The 14,231-nt window shown below is 63.3% G+C and carries 12 protein-coding genes; 3 read left to right on the top strand and 9 right to left on the bottom strand.

The genetic code is table 11. The annotated features are described in order from the left end of the window. The first annotated feature begins 5 nt into the window (after nucleotides 1-5). A complete protein-coding gene (locus tag ABE456_RS12355; RefSeq protein WP_346644175.1) occupies nucleotides 6-776 on the top strand; it encodes an IclR family transcriptional regulator in 771 nt (256 codons plus the stop codon). 207 nt (nucleotides 777-983) lie between these two features. On the opposite strand, the gene ABE456_RS12350 is transcribed toward ABE456_RS12355, so the two are convergent. The 8 genes from ABE456_RS12350 to ABE456_RS12315 all read right to left on the bottom strand — a co-directional run bounded on the left by ABE456_RS12350 (nucleotide 984) and on the right by ABE456_RS12315 (nucleotide 8,939). Next, nucleotides 984-2,228, bottom strand: a complete 1,245-nt coding sequence (locus ABE456_RS12350) for an OprD family porin (protein WP_346644174.1) — start codon at nucleotides 2,226-2,228, stop codon at nucleotides 984-986. A 193-nt stretch (nucleotides 2,229-2,421) separates the two neighbouring features. Continuing rightward, nucleotides 2,422-3,465 carry a polyamine ABC transporter substrate-binding protein gene (locus ABE456_RS12345; protein WP_346644173.1) on the bottom strand — a complete coding sequence of 348 codons (1,044 nt, stop codon included), beginning with the start codon at nucleotides 3,463-3,465 and terminating at the stop codon, nucleotides 2,422-2,424. Then, nucleotides 3,462-4,598 (bottom strand): FAD-dependent oxidoreductase, encoded by a 1,137-nt coding sequence (locus tag ABE456_RS12340; protein WP_346644172.1) that lies wholly within the window; start codon nucleotides 4,596-4,598, stop codon nucleotides 3,462-3,464. The genes ABE456_RS12345 and ABE456_RS12340 overlap by 4 nt, the downstream gene beginning before the upstream one ends. Further along, nucleotides 4,595-5,953, bottom strand: a complete 1,359-nt coding sequence (locus ABE456_RS12335; protein WP_346644171.1) for an FAD/NAD(P)-binding oxidoreductase — start codon at nucleotides 5,951-5,953, stop codon at nucleotides 4,595-4,597. The genes ABE456_RS12340 and ABE456_RS12335 overlap by 4 nt, the downstream gene beginning before the upstream one ends. Further along, nucleotides 5,950-6,240 carry a (2Fe-2S)-binding protein gene (locus tag ABE456_RS12330; RefSeq protein WP_346644170.1) on the bottom strand — a complete coding sequence of 97 codons (291 nt, stop codon included), beginning with the start codon at nucleotides 6,238-6,240 and terminating at the stop codon, nucleotides 5,950-5,952. Before ABE456_RS12330 ends, ABE456_RS12335 begins: the two co-directional genes overlap by 4 nt. A gap of 14 nt (nucleotides 6,241-6,254) precedes the next feature. Beyond that, nucleotides 6,255-7,049, bottom strand: coding sequence for an ABC transporter permease (locus ABE456_RS12325; RefSeq protein WP_346644169.1), 795 nt, complete (start codon nucleotides 7,047-7,049; stop codon nucleotides 6,255-6,257). Nucleotides 7,050-7,053: 4 nt separating this feature from the next. Continuing rightward, on the bottom strand, nucleotides 7,054-7,923 hold the full coding sequence (locus tag ABE456_RS12320) for an ABC transporter permease (RefSeq protein ID WP_346644168.1): 870 nt from the start codon (nucleotides 7,921-7,923) through the stop codon (nucleotides 7,054-7,056). Then, the gene (locus tag ABE456_RS12315; protein ID WP_346644167.1) at nucleotides 7,920-8,939 is read right to left on the bottom strand and encodes an ABC transporter ATP-binding protein; all 1,020 of its coding nucleotides are present in this window, start codon (nucleotides 8,937-8,939) and stop codon (nucleotides 7,920-7,922) included. Before ABE456_RS12315 ends, ABE456_RS12320 begins: the two co-directional genes overlap by 4 nt. A gap of 249 nt (nucleotides 8,940-9,188) precedes the next feature. Between ABE456_RS12315 and ABE456_RS12310 the strand changes: the two genes are divergently transcribed. Beyond that, nucleotides 9,189-10,016 (top strand): IclR family transcriptional regulator, encoded by an 828-nt coding sequence (locus ABE456_RS12310; protein ID WP_346644166.1) that lies wholly within the window; start codon nucleotides 9,189-9,191, stop codon nucleotides 10,014-10,016. A 124-nt stretch (nucleotides 10,017-10,140) separates the two neighbouring features. Here the strand turns inward: ABE456_RS12310 and ABE456_RS12305 are convergent, their stop codons facing one another. Next, entirely contained in the window at nucleotides 10,141-11,994 is a 1,854-nt protein-coding gene (locus ABE456_RS12305; protein ID WP_346644165.1) for an ABC transporter ATP-binding protein, read from the bottom strand. Between the two features lie 721 nt (nucleotides 11,995-12,715). Between ABE456_RS12305 and ABE456_RS12300 the strand changes: the two genes are divergently transcribed. Then, entirely contained in the window at nucleotides 12,716-14,047 is a 1,332-nt protein-coding gene (locus tag ABE456_RS12300; protein WP_346644164.1) for an MFS transporter, read from the top strand. Nucleotides 14,048-14,231: the final 184 nt, after the last annotated feature.

Below are 14,231 nucleotides of genomic sequence, written 5' to 3'. Positions count from 1 at the left end.
AATACATGAATACGCCCGCTATCCACCCCCGTGACTTGATCGCCGGCTTGCAGAAAGGCCTGGCCCTGATGCAGCTGTTCAGCGCCGAGCAGCCACGCTTGAGCGTGCCGCAGGCGGCCAGGTTGTCTGGCCTTACCCCCAGTGCCGCACGGCGGTTTTTGCTGACTTTGGTGCATGAGGGGTTTGCTGAAACCGACAGCCGCGAGTACTGGCTTACGCCCAAGGCGCTGCGCATTGGCCAGGCGTATGTGGACTCGGCGCAGCTGCCGCGCATGCTGCGGCCGATCGTCGAGCAGGTGGCGCGGCAGACTCAGGAGCATGTGTCGGTGGGTACCCGCGATGGCGACGAGATCATTCATCTGGTGCGCAGCCGCTACAGCCATGTGGCCTCGTTGTCGATCAGGCCGGGTTCGCGGGTGCCGATGTATTGCACTGCTGGCGGGCGGGTCTGGCTGGCTTGGCTGAATGAGGGGCAACGGGACGACTATTTCGCCCGTAACCCGCTACAAGCGTTGACGCCTTATACGCAGACGGATCGGGTGCAGTTGGAGGCAGAGTTGCTGCGGGTGAAAGGGCAGGGGTTCTGCATCGTGGACCAGGAGTATGAAATGGGTATGCGCGTGCTGGGGGTGCCGCTGCTGGACCGGGCCGGTCAGTTGAAAGCGACGCTGACCATCACTACGCATGCTTCGCGGTTGAGCCTGGATGAAATCCGTTTGCGCTATTTACCGGCATTGTATGAGGCGCAGGCGTTGCTGCGGCCTGTGCTGGATTGAGGCGGCAGGGCTGGAGAATCGCGTCGCCTTCTTCGCGGGCATGCCCGCTCCCACATGGCTTGCGCTCCGTCCGGGCTTACGCAGTACCTGTGGGAGCGGGCAAGCCCGCGAATACCGGCGCAGCCGGTGCAATGGCGCTGCAATCTGCGTCAGCCCCAAAGGCTTGATACCCGTCAGCGGGACTCATTGGGGCTGCTGTGCATTCCATCAGAACAGATTAAACGGGTACTCGGTTATCACCCGCACCTCATCGATCTGCCCGCCGCGGTCCGGGCTGCGGTAGCTGGCCTGGCGCACGCGGAACGACAGGTCCCGGGCCATACCGGCCTGTACCACGTAACGTACCTCGACATCGCGTTCCCAGGCTTTGCCATCCAGGTCGCCGCCGGTGCCGTTCTTGAAGTCGCTGCCTTTCACGTAACGGGTCATGAAGCTCAGCCCCGGCACGCCGTAACTGGCCATGTTCAGGTCATAGCGGGCTTGCCAGGACTTCTCGTCTTCGTAGTCGAAGTCCGAATACTGTACCGAGTTGGCGAAGTTGTAGACTGCATTGCCGTCTGGCCCGTATACGTAGTCGCCGGTGCCGGACACCTTCTGGTAAGCCAGGGTGAAGGCATGTGCACCCAGCGTCCAGGTGCCACCCAGGCTCCAGATGCGGTTGTCCAGCTCGCCACTGCGGGCCTGGCCGATGCTTTGCGTGTCGTAGGCGTTGAAGTCCAGCTTCAGCGACTGGCTGGCACCCAGTGGCAGCAGGTAGCGGGTGTTCACGTAGTACTTGCGAAAGTGCTCGGCGGTCTTGGCGTAGTACAGGCTGCTGGAAAGCCGCTCGCTGAAGTTGTACACCCCGCCGATGTAGTCCACTGCGGTCATGCGCCCGCTGTCACGGGACGACTGGTTGCGGTTGGTGAGGCCAGTGAAGTGGCCAGCGTCCAGTTGCAGGTTGCGGATTTCCTTGCTGGTGAGCGAGAAACCGTCGACGGTTTCTGGCAGCAGGCGGCTGTCGGAGGTGGCCAGCACCGGTACCGCCATCACCTGAGTGCCGTATTTGAGTACGGTGTTCGAGGCCCGCACCTTCAGCGCGGCGCCAGCCTTGCTGATGTCCTGCTTGGCGCCGTGGCTGTCCTGCTCCAGCAGGCCGGTGCCGCCCCCGGTGCGGCCGTCGCCGGTGTCGAGCTTGAAGGCATACTGGCCGATCAGGTCGAGGCCAAAGCCCACGCTGCCCTGGGTAAAGCCGGACTGCAAGGTGCCGATGAAGCCCTGGGCCCATTCCTCGCCGTAGTTCTGCCGCGCCCCGCTGGCGCGGTTGTCGCGCTGCATGTACATGTTGCGGGCCTTGATCGACAGCTTGCTGCCATCGATAAAGCCGGTTGACTCGGACTGCTCGCTGGCTTGCAGCAAGGGGCTGGCGGATGCCAGCAGTAGGGCGGTTACCCCGAGTGTGTTGATGCTCATTTCATGCTCCGGTTGCTTGTTCTAGTTGGGTGGCAGCGTGATGCAAGGGGGGGGCGAGCCGTTTTGCGGGCGCGCAGAAGCCCTGTCCGCGCCTGTGCAGGGCAGAGCGACTGTGTGGTTAGCGGTGGCTCAAGCGGGGGGTGTGCCCGCCAGCCGGCACGTGGGGTGCCGGCAGCGGGCCCGGGGCCTCGGCTTATCGCTCGATCTGGCGATTCCAGCGGGCGTTCCATTCCGGGCGCTGGGTGTTGACCTGGTCCCAGTCGATGGTCACCGCCGTTTGCAGGTAGGTCTGCATGGCTTCGACCTGCCCACGGGTCTTGTCGCTGGTCGGGGTGTTGGGGTTGGACGGGATCTGGTCGCCCAGCTCCAGGGCCGGTGCTTGCGCTTCGGGGCTGAGCAGGAACTCGGCCAGCTTCTGCGCGAGCTCCGGCTGGTCATTGTTGGCGGTGACGCATTCGGCCTGGTTGAGTACCACGGCGCCTTCCTTGGGCGCGGCATACTCCACCGGAATACCTTTGAGTTTCAGCGCCGTCACCTGGGTAGGGGTAAGCGGGAACAACGCGGCTTCGTCGGTTTGCACCATCTCCGACAGCTTGGCCGAGTTAGGTATGTACTCCAGCACGTTCGGGCCTACGTTCTTCTTCCAGGCGGTGAAGCCCGGGTTGACGTCGGTATCGCTGCCGCCGTGCAGGCGGTTGTACATCAGGAAGCCGTGCAGGCCGAAGGTGGACGAAGCCATCGACTGGAATACCACCTTGTCCTTGAAACGCGGGTCGGCCAGGTCGTTCCACGAGGTCGGCGCCGCCCAGCCTTTGGCCTTGAACAGGCGGCTGTTGTAGGCCAGGCCGGTCACGCCCAGGCTGACGGCGGCGGCCTTGTCCTTGATCAGGGCCTTTTCCGGCAACTGGGCCAGCATCGGGTTGGGCTGGAGCGTGCTGCACAGGCCCATGCCGATGGCGCGGTACATGATGCCGTCATCCAGCACCATCACATGGATGGATGGCTTGTTCGGCGTGGCCTGGACCTTGGCCAGGATGTCGGCCGAAGTACCGGGGACGATCACTACCTTCACCCCGTTGGCCTGCTCGAATTTCGGCAGGATATTGTCGCTGAACAGTCGCTCCATGGTGCCGCCGTTCATGCCCAGGTACAACGTGGGTTGGGCCATGGCGGGCAGGCAGGCGAACAGGCTGGGCACGGTGCAGAACAGGGCGAGAAAACGTTGCTTGTGCGTCATGACAGGTTTTCCTTGTAGTGATGGTGGGGCTGGAAACGGTTGATGGAAAAGGCCGCCAGGCTGATGGCCGGCGCGCCGTGCAGCACACATTGCGCCAAGGCTTCACCGGCTGCCGGGCCAATCTGGAAGCCGGCACCGGCAAAGCCGAAACCATGCAGCAGGCCGGGTTGGCGCAGGCTGGGGCCAAGCACCGGTTCGTCATCGGGCAGGTAGCCTTCGGTGCCGCTCCAGGTGCGGATGGCCTGGGCGCCGGCCAAGGCCGGGTACAGCTCGGTGGCATTGCGCAGGATGTCGAGCACGGCGGCCTGGCCGGGGCGTGCGGTGGTCGGGGTCAGGGCAAAGCCGCGCCCACCGCCCAGCACACAGTTGCCACGGGCTACCTGGCGGGCATAGATGCCGCCGCCTTCAACCCCGGTGCTGGCGGTCATGAACAGCGGCAATGGTTCGGTGACCAGCATGGCCGGGTGGGCTGCGGTCAGCGGCACCGGCTCGCCGTACTGCTCGGCCAGTTGCGCCGACCAGGCGCCGGCGCAGTTCAGCAGCCAGGGCGCCTTGAAGCACTGGCCACTGCTGGTGCGCACGCTGAAGCGTTGGCCGTCATGGCCGACCTCTAGTACCTGGCACTGCTCATGCACCTGGGCGCCGCTGCGCCGGGCCGCCTGGGCGAACGCCGGTGACACCAGACGTGGGTTGGCGTGGCCGTCCTCGGGGCAGTACGAAGCGCCGACAGCGATATCTCCCACCCAGGGGAAGCGCTGGCGTAGCTCACGGCGCTCCAGCAGTTGCAGGCGCAGGTCAAACGCCTGGGTACGCTGGGCGTAGCCCTTCAAGGCGTCGAAGTCGGTTTCGCTGCGCGCCAGCTTCAGGTGGCCGCTGCGGGCGTATTCGCCATCAATGCCGATCCATTCGCGCAGCTGGCCCCAGATGGCATGGGCGCGCATCGACAACGGCAACTGGGCCAGCGAGCGGCCCTGGCGGCGCACGCCGCCGTAGTTCACCCCACTGGAATGCGAACCACAGAAATCGCGTTCCAGCAGCGCCACTTGCTGGCCGGCGCGGGCCAGGGTCAGGGCGGCGCTGCTGCCGACAATACCGCCGCCGATGATGATGGCGTCCACTTCAATCAGCGTCATGGCTTGATCTCCAGGCCGAAGGGCAGGGGCTTGACCGGCGCCTGGCCGCGCAGGCGGCCGACCTGGTCAATCGGGCGGCCGCTTTCGCAGGCAATCAGTTCGGCTACAGCGGCGCCGCATACACGCCCCTGACAGCGGCCCATGCCGACCCGGCACATGGCCTTGACCCGGTTGATCTCCCAGTGCCCGGCGCGCACTGTGGCGCGGATTTCGCCAGCGCTGACCTGCTCGCAACGGCATACCGTGAGCAGGTCCGGGGCTTGCCGGGCCCAGTCCTCGGGGAACGGGAAGGCCTGCTCCAGGCCCTGGCGAAAACGCTGCAGGGTGGCCAGGCGCTGTTCCAGTTGCTGCTGGCGTTGCGGGTTGCCCGGCTTGCCGAGGTCGGCCAGCAGCGTCAACGCGGCCAGTTCACCAGCCATTTCGGCACCGTCTGCGCCGAGGATGCCGGCCCCGTCACCTGCCAGGTACACGCCGGGGCTGCTGGCCCGGCCCTGGGCATCACGGACCGGCAGCCATGCGCGGTTGAGGGCATTCCAGGCGAACTGGCAGCCCAGCAGGTCGGCCAGCTGGGTTTCACTGCGCAGGGCGTGGGCGAAGGCCACGGCGTCGCATGGCAGGGTGTGTTGCCGGCCATTGTGCGACCAGCGCACGCCACTGGCGCGTTGCTCGCCGTCGATGCCCAGCAGGGTCACGCCCTGATGTACCGGCACGCCTTTGGCGGCCAGCCAGGCGCGGTAATACAGGCCTTTGGCAAACGTGCCCGGTTGCAGCAACAGGCGTGGCAGTGCACGTACCTGGGCGGCAAACGGTGAAGTATCGAGCACCGCGCTGACCGTAGCGCCAGCGTTGGCGTACTGGTAGGCCACCAGGTACAGCAGCGGCCCGCTGCCGGCCAGCACCACCCGTTCGCCGATCGCACAGCCCTGGAACTTTAGGGCGATTTGCGCGGCGCCCAAGGTGTACACCCCGGGCAGGGTCCAGCCAGGTATCGGCAACACACGGTCGGTTGCACCGGTGGCGACGATCACCCGGTCGAACGCCAGGCGGTCGGCCAACTGGCCTTGCTGTAACGTATCGAGCACTTGCTGTTCGGCGTTCCACACCAACGTTTCCGGGCGGTAGTCGATGTGCCCGCGCAACTGCTCAAGGGTGCTGTGGAGGGCCTGCGCCTTGCCGGTCTCGAAGCCGTACAACGCTTTGGCCGCCCGGCGAAAGTTGGCCGGCTGCTGGCGGTAGATCTGCCCGCCGCCGCGGCTGGCCTCGTCCAGCAGCACCGGGCGTTCGCCATGGGCCACCAGGGTTTGTGCGGCGCGGATGCCGGCGGGGCCGGCACCGATGATCACGACTGCGCTCATGGCCGGCGCCCCGGGTCGCGGGTCACGCACTGGCCCGGTTCCAGAAAGGTCGAACAGGCACGCACCCGGCGGCCATCCTGCAGGCGTACCCAGCAGTCCTGGCAGGCGCCCATCAGGCAGAAGCCGGCGCGTGGTTCGGCGTTGAAGTCACTGCCGCGCAGGTGCGTGGCGTTGGTCAGGATGGCAGTCAGCAAGGTATCGCCGCTCATGCCCTGGGCCGGTTGGCCGTCGAGCAGGAAGGGCAGTGGCTCGCGGTCGTGTTCGGCCACGCGCTTGAACAGAGGCATAGGGGCATTCCTTGTCATTGCTTGCCCACCAGCACGCGGTCTAGGCCGTACACCCGGTCCAGGGCGACCATGGTCAGGGCGGTGACGGCGATCACCAATGCCGAGACGGCGGCCATCATCGGGTCGATGGACTCGGTGGCATACACGTACATCCGCACTGGCAAGGTCTGGGTGGCGGGCGAGGTAACGAAGATCGACAGGGTCACTTCGTCGAAACTGTTGATGAACGCCAGCAGCCAGCCACCGGCCACACCTGGCAGGATCATCGGCAGGGTCACCTTGCAGAACAGCGTGACCCGGCCGGCGCCCAGGCTTTGTGCGGCCTGTTCGGCGCTGCGGTCGATGCCGATGGCCGCAGCCAGCACCAGGCGCAGCACATAGGGGGTGATCACTACTACATGGGCGAACACCAGCCAGGCAAAGCTGCCATTGACCCCGAGCAGGGCGAATAGCCGCAGCAGGGCCACACCCAGCACCAGGTGCGGGATGATGATCGGCGACAGCAGCAGGCCGTTGAGAAAACCCTGGCCGGGGAAGCTGTAGCGGGTCAGCGCCAGGCCCGCCGGTACGGCGAGCAGGGTGGCCAACGTGGCCGCCAGGGCTGCGAGTTTCAGGCTGTTGTAGAACGCATCGAGGAAGTCGGCACGCTCGAATATGGCGCTGAACCAGCGCAGCGAGAAGCCGGCGGTGGGCAGGCTCAGGGTGTTTTCCGGGGTGAATGCCACCAGGCACACCACCACCAGCGGGGCGAGCATGAACAGCATCACCAGGGCGTGAAAGGATAGGGCCAGCGGGCCGTTACGGGTCATTGGTTCAAACTCCAAGTGCGCGTTTGTAGCGGCGTTCGACCAGCCGGTTCCAGCTGAGCATCACCAGCAGGTTGATCAGCAGCAGGGCCACCGCGATGGTGGCGCCCATCGGCCAGTTCAGTTCGGCCAGGTACTGGTCGTAGATCATGGTCGCGACCATTTTCAGGCGGCGCCCGCCCAGCAGGCCGGGGATGGCGAAGGAGCTGGCGGCGAGACCGAACACGATCAGCGTGCCCGACAGCACACCGGGCATGATCTGCGGCAGCACGATGCGGCGGAACACCGTCCACTGGCTGGCGCCCAGCGACAGTGCGGCCTGCTCGGCGGCCGGGTCGAGTTTCTGTAGCGAGGTCCACACCGGGATGATCATGAACGGCAGCATCACGTGGACCAGGCCGATAATCACCGCAAAGGGCGTGTACAACAATTTCACTGGCTGCCCGCCGAGAGCGGTGATGCCCTGGTTGACCAGACCGTCGGCGCCCAGCAGCAGGCTCCAGCCGAAGGCCCGCACCACTACCGAAATCAGCAGTGGGGTCAGCACCAGGATCAGGAAGATCGAACGCCACGGTGCGCCCATGCGGCTGAGTACCATGGCCTCGGGGATGCCGATGAGTACGCACAGCAAGGTGACCACGGCGCTGACCCAGAAGGTGCGGAAGAAGATTTCGTAGTAGTAGGTGTCGGTCACAAGGCTCAGGTAATGGCTGAGGGTGTACTGGCCGGCCTGGATGCCGCTGCTGTATTCGAACGCGTTGAACGACAGCAGCAAGGTCAGCCCCAATGGCACTACCAGCAAGGCCAGGAACAACAGCAGGGCCGGGCTGCTCAGGCCGTAACCCCAGGCGCTGCTGCGCAGCTTTGCCGTGCTCATGCCGCCACCTCGCCTGCGTTCAGCACCCGCAGCAGGGCATCGTTCCAGTCCAGGCCGACCTGGGTGCCTTCATCCAGTGGCGCGCTGCCGTCGTTGGCGCGCACCACGGCCAGGTTGCCCAGCGCAGTGTCGACTCGGTACAACCACTGGCTGCCGAGGAAGTAGCGGCAGCTGATGCGGCCTGCGAGCTTGCCGCTGTCGGCAGGGCCGAGGCTGATTTTTTCCGGGCGCAGGCTGAGGGTCAGAGGGCCTTGGGCGTTCGCCTGCGGTTGCCCGCCGGGGCCGGTTACGCCACGCAGCCGGTTGGCCTTGCCGACAAAGTCGGAAATGAATGGCGTGCCTGGGTGTTCGTAGAGGCGGTAGGGGTCATCGACCTGGGTGATGCGCCCGGCTTCCATCACCACTACCCGGTCGCTGATCGACAAGGCTTCTGCCTGGTCGTGGGTGACCATCAGGGTGGTGATGCCGACTTCGTTCTGGATTCGGCAGATCTCGAACTGCATTTCTTCACGCAGGTGTGCGTCAAGGTTGGACAGCGGCTCGTCCAGCAACAGTACCGGCGGTTCGATTACCAGCGCGCGAGCCAAGGCAACGCGCTGGCGCTGGCCGCCGGACAGTTCGCGAGGGTAGCGTTCGGCATGCTTGTCCAGGCGCACCAGCGCCAGGGCCTGGTCGACCCGGCGGGCAATTTCGGTATTGGCCACCTTGCGCATGCGCAGGCCGAAGGCGACGTTGTCGCGCACGGTCATGTGCGGGAACAGCGCATAGCTCTGGAACACCACGCCCAGGCCGCGGCTGGCCGGCTTGGCGTGGGTGATGTCGCGACCGTCGAGAACGATGCGGCCGCTGGTGACCTCTACGAAGCCGGCAATCATCTGCAGGGTGGTGGTCTTGCCACAGCCGGAAGGGCCGAGCAGGGAGACAAACTCGCCTTTTTCGATGGCCAGTGACGAACTGGCCACTGCCTCCGTGGCGCCATAGCGCTTGCAGAGTTTGTCGATCAAAAGAAAGGTCATGGCTGTGCTCCATCGCAAACGGAACCGGGGTCAACCGGCAGTTTCAGGGTGGGCAGAGCGCCAGCGGCGAAAAGCAAAGCTTTTACGGACGTTGGCGCTCGCTTCTGTGGCGGCGGCCGATGTTGTGATATCGCCCTATGGACCGGAGAGTAGGGCAATGATTAGGATGGCGACAAAGGGTAATTTCACTGAGTGACAGCTATTTTGAAATTATTCCGTTCAATGGAATTTTTAGGGGTTTAGTGAAAATTGGATTCCGATAAACGAAATGAGCAAGGCAAGGAAGTGGGTGTCAGTGCGGTCTCGCGTTTGTTCGCCGTGTTGCGTGCGTTGGGCGACTGCGGCGGTGAGGGCGAGAAGGTCAGCCAGCTGGCGCAGCGGGTTGGCCTCGCACAGCCCACTACCCACCGCTTGCTGCGCAGCCTGATGGACGAGGGCATGGTCGACCAGTGCGCGGCCAGCAAGCGCTACCGCCTGAGCCTGGATTTCTTTGCCTTGGCGGCCAAGGCCGGGCAGGCTGGCAACCTGCGCGATGTGGTGCGCCCCAGCCTGCTGCGGCTGTCGGCCTCGCTGGGGGATTCGTTGTTCCTGCTGGCGCGTTCGGGGTTCGATGCGGTGTGCCTGGACCGCAGTGAAGGGCCGTACCCGATCCGTACCTTTACCGGTGACATCGGCGGCCGTGTGGCCTTGGGGGTGGGGCAGGGCAGCCTGGCGATCCTGGCTTTCCTGCCGGAGGAAGAGCGTGACGAGGTGATCCGTTACAACCTGCCGCGGTTGAAGGACTTCCACCATTACGACGAAGTGCTGCTGCGTGCGGAAATCGACAACGTGCGCAGCCTGGGTTATGCCGGGCGCAATACCGGCGTGCTCGACGGCATGGCCGGCCTGGCGGTACCGATTCTGGACCGTAACGGGCATGCGGTGGCGGCGCTGAGTGTGGCAACCATCAGTGACCGCCTGGGGCCGAACCGCATGCCTACCGTGGTGGCATTGCTCAAGCGCGAGGCGGCGTCGATTGGCGAGCGGGTCAACCCGTTTGACCCGGTATTGCGCCGGCCTTCGCATGTGTTTGGCTGATTTGGCAGGCAAGACGCCAGCCCCTTGCCTAATCCAGTCAGTTAAGGCTAATGGGGCTGCTGCGCAGCCCCAAATTGCTTAACTGACTGGCATTAGCCCCTTGCCTCTCTTTTCTGCATATGGCCTACTCCACCGCCTCCGCAACACCCTGGTCTTCACCCAGGAAGCCGCCGCTCTGATGCTGCCACAACCGCGCATAGGTACCGTTCTTCGCCAGTAACTGCGCATGGGTGCCTTGCTCGATGATGCGCCCTTCATCCATGACGATCAGCCGGTCCATGGCCGCGATCGTCGACAGCCGGTGGGCGATGGCGATGACGGTCTTGCCCTGCATCATTTCATCCAGGCTTTCCTGGATGGCCACTTCGACTTCCGAATCCAGCGCGCTGGTGGCTTCGTCCAGTAGCAGGATTGGCGCGTTCTTCAGCATTACCCGGGCAATCGCGATGCGCTGGCGTTGGCCGCCGGACAGCTTGATGCCGCGCTCGCCCACCAGGGTGTCGTAACCGCTGTGGCCTTGCCGGTCGCTGAGCTGGCTGATGAAACCATCGGCCTGGGCATTGGCTGCAGCAGCCCGGATCTGCGCCTCGCTCGCATCAGGCCGGCCATAGGCGATGTTGTCGCGAATCGAGCGGTGCAGCAGCGAGGTATCCTGGGTGACCATGCCGATCGCGCTGCGCAGGCTGTCCTGGGTGACCTTGGCGACGTTCTGCCCATCAATGCGGATTTCGCCACTGCCCACGTCGTAGAAACGCAGTAGCAGGTTGATCAAGGTGGACTTGCCAGCACCGGAGCGGCCTACCAGGCCGACTTTTTCGCCCGGGTGAATGTGCAGGCTCAGGTCGCTGAGCACCTGGCGCTCACCGTTGTAGTTGAAGCTGACCTTGTCGAAGCTCACTGCGCCGCCGCTGGTCACCAGCTCGGCGGCACCCGGCGCATCCTGCACCTTGGGGCCGCGGGTGAGGGTGGCCATGCCGTCCTGTACGGTGCCGATGTTCTCGAACAGCGAGGTCATCTGCCACATGATCCAGTGCGACATGCCGTTGATACGCAGGGCCATGGCGGTAATCGCCGCCACCGCCCCGGTGCCGACCTGGCCCTGATGCCACAACCACAGCGCATAGCCGCCGGCACCAAAGATCAAACCCACCACCAGCGCCTGGTTGACGATTTCAAACTGGCTGACCAGGCGCATCTGGCGGAAGCCGGTCTGCTTGAAATCCTCCATGGCCGCACGCGCAAAGTGGGCTTCGCGTTTGGAGTGCGAGAACAGCTTCACCGTGGTGATGTTGGTGTAGGCGTCGGAAACCCGCCCGGTCATCGACGACCGCGCATTGGCCTGTTCCTGCCCGACCTTGCCCAGGCGCGGCACGAAATACAGCATGGCCAGCCCGAACAGTACGACCCAGGCAATGAACGGCAGCATCAGTTTCAGGGCGAAGCCACCGGCCAGGGCGATGATCGCAATGAAGTACACGCCAATCCCCGGCAGGATTTCGATCACCGTGAACAGCACTTCGCGCACCGCCAGTGCCGTCTGCATCACCTTGGTGGTGACCCGGCCAGAAAACTCGTCCGAGAAGAACGACAAGCTCTGGCGCAGCATCAGGCGGTGAAAATCCCAACGCAGCCGCAACGGCAAGTTGATCGCCAGTACCTGGTGCTGAACCATGGTGCGCAGTGCCACCAGCCCGATGCTGACCACCAGGACGATACCGATGCCCCACAACACGTGGCTCTCCTGGGGGCCAATGGTGCCACCGGCCTGCCAGGCCGACAGCAGGTCGACCACCTGGCCGAGAAAGGCGAACAGCCAGGCTTCGTAGATCGACACCCCGGCACTGAGCAGTGCCAGCGCCAGAATGTAGCCGCGTGCGCCCCGCGTACAGGCCCACATGAACCGCAACAGGCCAACCGGTGGCGGCGGTACCTCGTCGGGTGGGAAGGGGTCGAGCCATCGCTCAAAGATACGAAGCATGCTTGTCTCCGGAATTCAGTTTTTGCTTAGCAGGTAACCATACAGCACATCGACGCGTTCGCCTGTAGGTAGACACCGCGATGCGCAGCCATGCTCAAACCAGGCAAGCACCGGCACGGCTGCCCGAATGGTGGGTTTTCAGCTTGTCGTGTTCAGGCATTAAATGGCACTTTCTGGGCAGGCATAAGAAGTAACGTTGTCGAACTTGCCGAGTGGCGACATGGTCATGCTGCCAAAACGACGAAATTTCATATTTTTTGTTAAATATTTTCTTGCGCGTGCAGGCGCTTTACGGCTAATCAGAACCTTCCAATGGCGCCGTTCGCATGTCAGATCGCGCCACCCAAGCGTGTTTTTTCTACTGTTTTTCGACAGCTTGATAGTGCTGGGTGCTTGACATGAATCAGGTGTTTTACTTCATGAGTATTCGCCGGTGAATTCCTTTTTTATAGCCCGAAAAGCAGCGTTGACCCTGGCTGAAGGCCTCGCCTATGCTGTGTCTACACATAGTAGACAATGATTCGATTAATGTGCGCGAGCCTGCTCATTACGCGCCCAGATATTGATTGGCACGGGTTTGTATTCATCAATCATGCCGCGCGAAGTGTGCCGCTAAGCAAGCGTGTGCAGGCATTTTGAATAAATCGCCGTTGTCACTATGAAGTTAGAGTCGAACGTCTTCAGGTTCCAAGAATAATTAAGACCATAAGGGGCACTCGCGGTGACCAGTAATACTGTTTCAATCGAAGATGTACCACTCAACCGGTTTCACCAATTAATGACCCTGCGTGCCGGCGGCGGCTGGATTCTCGACGGTTATATCCTGAGTATTATCGGGGTAGTGATCGTGCAGTTTTCCGAGTACCTCAAACTGGACTCGTTCTGGCAAGGCCTAGTGGCTGCTTCGGCCATGCTCGGGACGTTCTGCAGTGGCTTCCTGGGAGGCTGGCTGACCGACAAGGTTGGGCGCCGGCGGCTGTTCTTCGTCGGGCCGATCCTGTTCACCGTCGGCTCGGTAGGTACTTTCTGGGTGGAGTCGGGCACTGCCTTGTTCGTGCTGCGCTTCCTGGTTGGCGTAGGCGTTGGCCTGGAGTACCCGGTTGCGGGGTCGCTGCTGACCGAGTTCCTGCCGCAGAAGCACCGTGGCCGCCGCTTGGCCGGCTTGACCATCCTGTGGTTTGCGGGCGCGGCACTGTCCTACATGGTGGGCAATTTCATTCTGGCGCGCGGCGGCGATGATGCCTGGCGCTGGGTGCTGGCAAGCTCCGGTGTGCTTGGCGTGTTGCTGTTCATCATCCGCCTGAAAACCCCCGAATCGCCACGCTGGTTGATGAGCAAGGGCCGCTTCGACGAGGCCGAGCGCATCATCAAGCAGGTATACGGGCCGTCGTTTTCCACCGCCAACATGCCTGCGCAGGCGGTGGAGCAAAAAGTGTCATTGGGTGCGCTGATGCGTTCGGGCTACGGCAAGCGCATGCTGTTCGTCGCCGTGTTCTGGAGTTCTGCGGTGGTTCCGATGTTCGCGGTGTATTCATTTGCACCGGTGGTGTTGCAGGCACTGAACCTCAAAGGTGCCTGGGCTTCCTACGGGTCGGTACTGATTACCTTGTTGTTCGTGGTCGGCTGCATTGTCGCCACACGCATGATCGACACCCTCGGGCGGCGCCCGCTGATCATCCACAGCTTCTTGTGGTCGACCCTCGCATTGCTCGGGCTGGGGGTGTTCTCTAACGGTTCCGAGGTGCTCGTGTTGGTGCTGTTCGGCGCCTATGCGCTGTTCATTGGTGGGGCGCAAGTGCTGGAACTGGTTTATCCCAATGAACTGTTCCCTACCGAGATCCGCGCGTTTGCGGTGGGCATGGGGTCGTCCATGTCGCGTATCGGCTCTGCCGCTGGCACATGGCTGGTGCCAATCTCACTGCAGAGCATCGGCATCGGCAACACCATGCTGGTGGCCGCGCTGGTCTCGCTCGCCGGGCTGATCGTATCGGTATGGCTGGCACCTGAAACGCGCGGCATGAGCCTGGAAGCGGCGGCATCGCTGGACCGCTGAAGCAGGCCTTGAGCAAAAAAACGCCCCCGCAGGGCTTGCCTGTGGGGGCTTTTGCTTTGCGCAGAAAAAAACGGATTCAGGCCCGCCGTTTACATAACTTTGCAATTAATTACATTTTCGGCTGATTTCATTTTGCCTTGGTGCTGTAGAATTGACGCATCTTGATGTCTTGCATGTGCTTTGT

Source organism: Pseudomonas sp. TWI929 (assembly GCF_039673335.1).
Classification (GTDB): Bacteria; Pseudomonadota; Gammaproteobacteria; order Pseudomonadales; family Pseudomonadaceae; genus Aquipseudomonas.
This window is presented reverse-complemented; position numbering and strand designations above follow the sequence as displayed.

What these genes read in the sequence shown, in the direction of transcription:
- ABE456_RS12330 (WP_346644170.1), bottom strand. Translation starts at nt 6,240, where the DNA reads ATGCCTCTGTTCAAGCGCGTGGCCGAACACGACCGCGAGCCACTGCCC.
- ABE456_RS12355 (WP_346644175.1), top strand. Translation starts at nt 6, where the DNA reads ATGAATACGCCCGCTATCCACCCCCGTGACTTGATCGCCGGCTTGCAG.
- ABE456_RS12305 (WP_346644165.1), bottom strand. Translation starts at nt 11,994, where the DNA reads ATGCTTCGTATCTTTGAGCGATGGCTCGACCCCTTCCCACCCGACGAG.
- ABE456_RS12340 (WP_346644172.1), bottom strand. Translation starts at nt 4,598, where the DNA reads ATGACGCTGATTGAAGTGGACGCCATCATCATCGGCGGCGGTATTGTC.
- ABE456_RS12320 (WP_346644168.1), bottom strand. Translation starts at nt 7,923, where the DNA reads ATGAGCACGGCAAAGCTGCGCAGCAGCGCCTGGGGTTACGGCCTGAGC.
- ABE456_RS12350 (WP_346644174.1), bottom strand. Translation starts at nt 2,228, where the DNA reads ATGAGCATCAACACACTCGGGGTAACCGCCCTACTGCTGGCATCCGCC.
- ABE456_RS12345 (WP_346644173.1), bottom strand. Translation starts at nt 3,465, where the DNA reads ATGACGCACAAGCAACGTTTTCTCGCCCTGTTCTGCACCGTGCCCAGC.
- ABE456_RS12335 (WP_346644171.1), bottom strand. Translation starts at nt 5,953, where the DNA reads ATGAGCGCAGTCGTGATCATCGGTGCCGGCCCCGCCGGCATCCGCGCC.
- ABE456_RS12325 (WP_346644169.1), bottom strand. Translation starts at nt 7,049, where the DNA reads ATGACCCGTAACGGCCCGCTGGCCCTATCCTTTCACGCCCTGGTGATG.
- ABE456_RS12315 (WP_346644167.1), bottom strand. Translation starts at nt 8,939, where the DNA reads ATGACCTTTCTTTTGATCGACAAACTCTGCAAGCGCTATGGCGCCACG.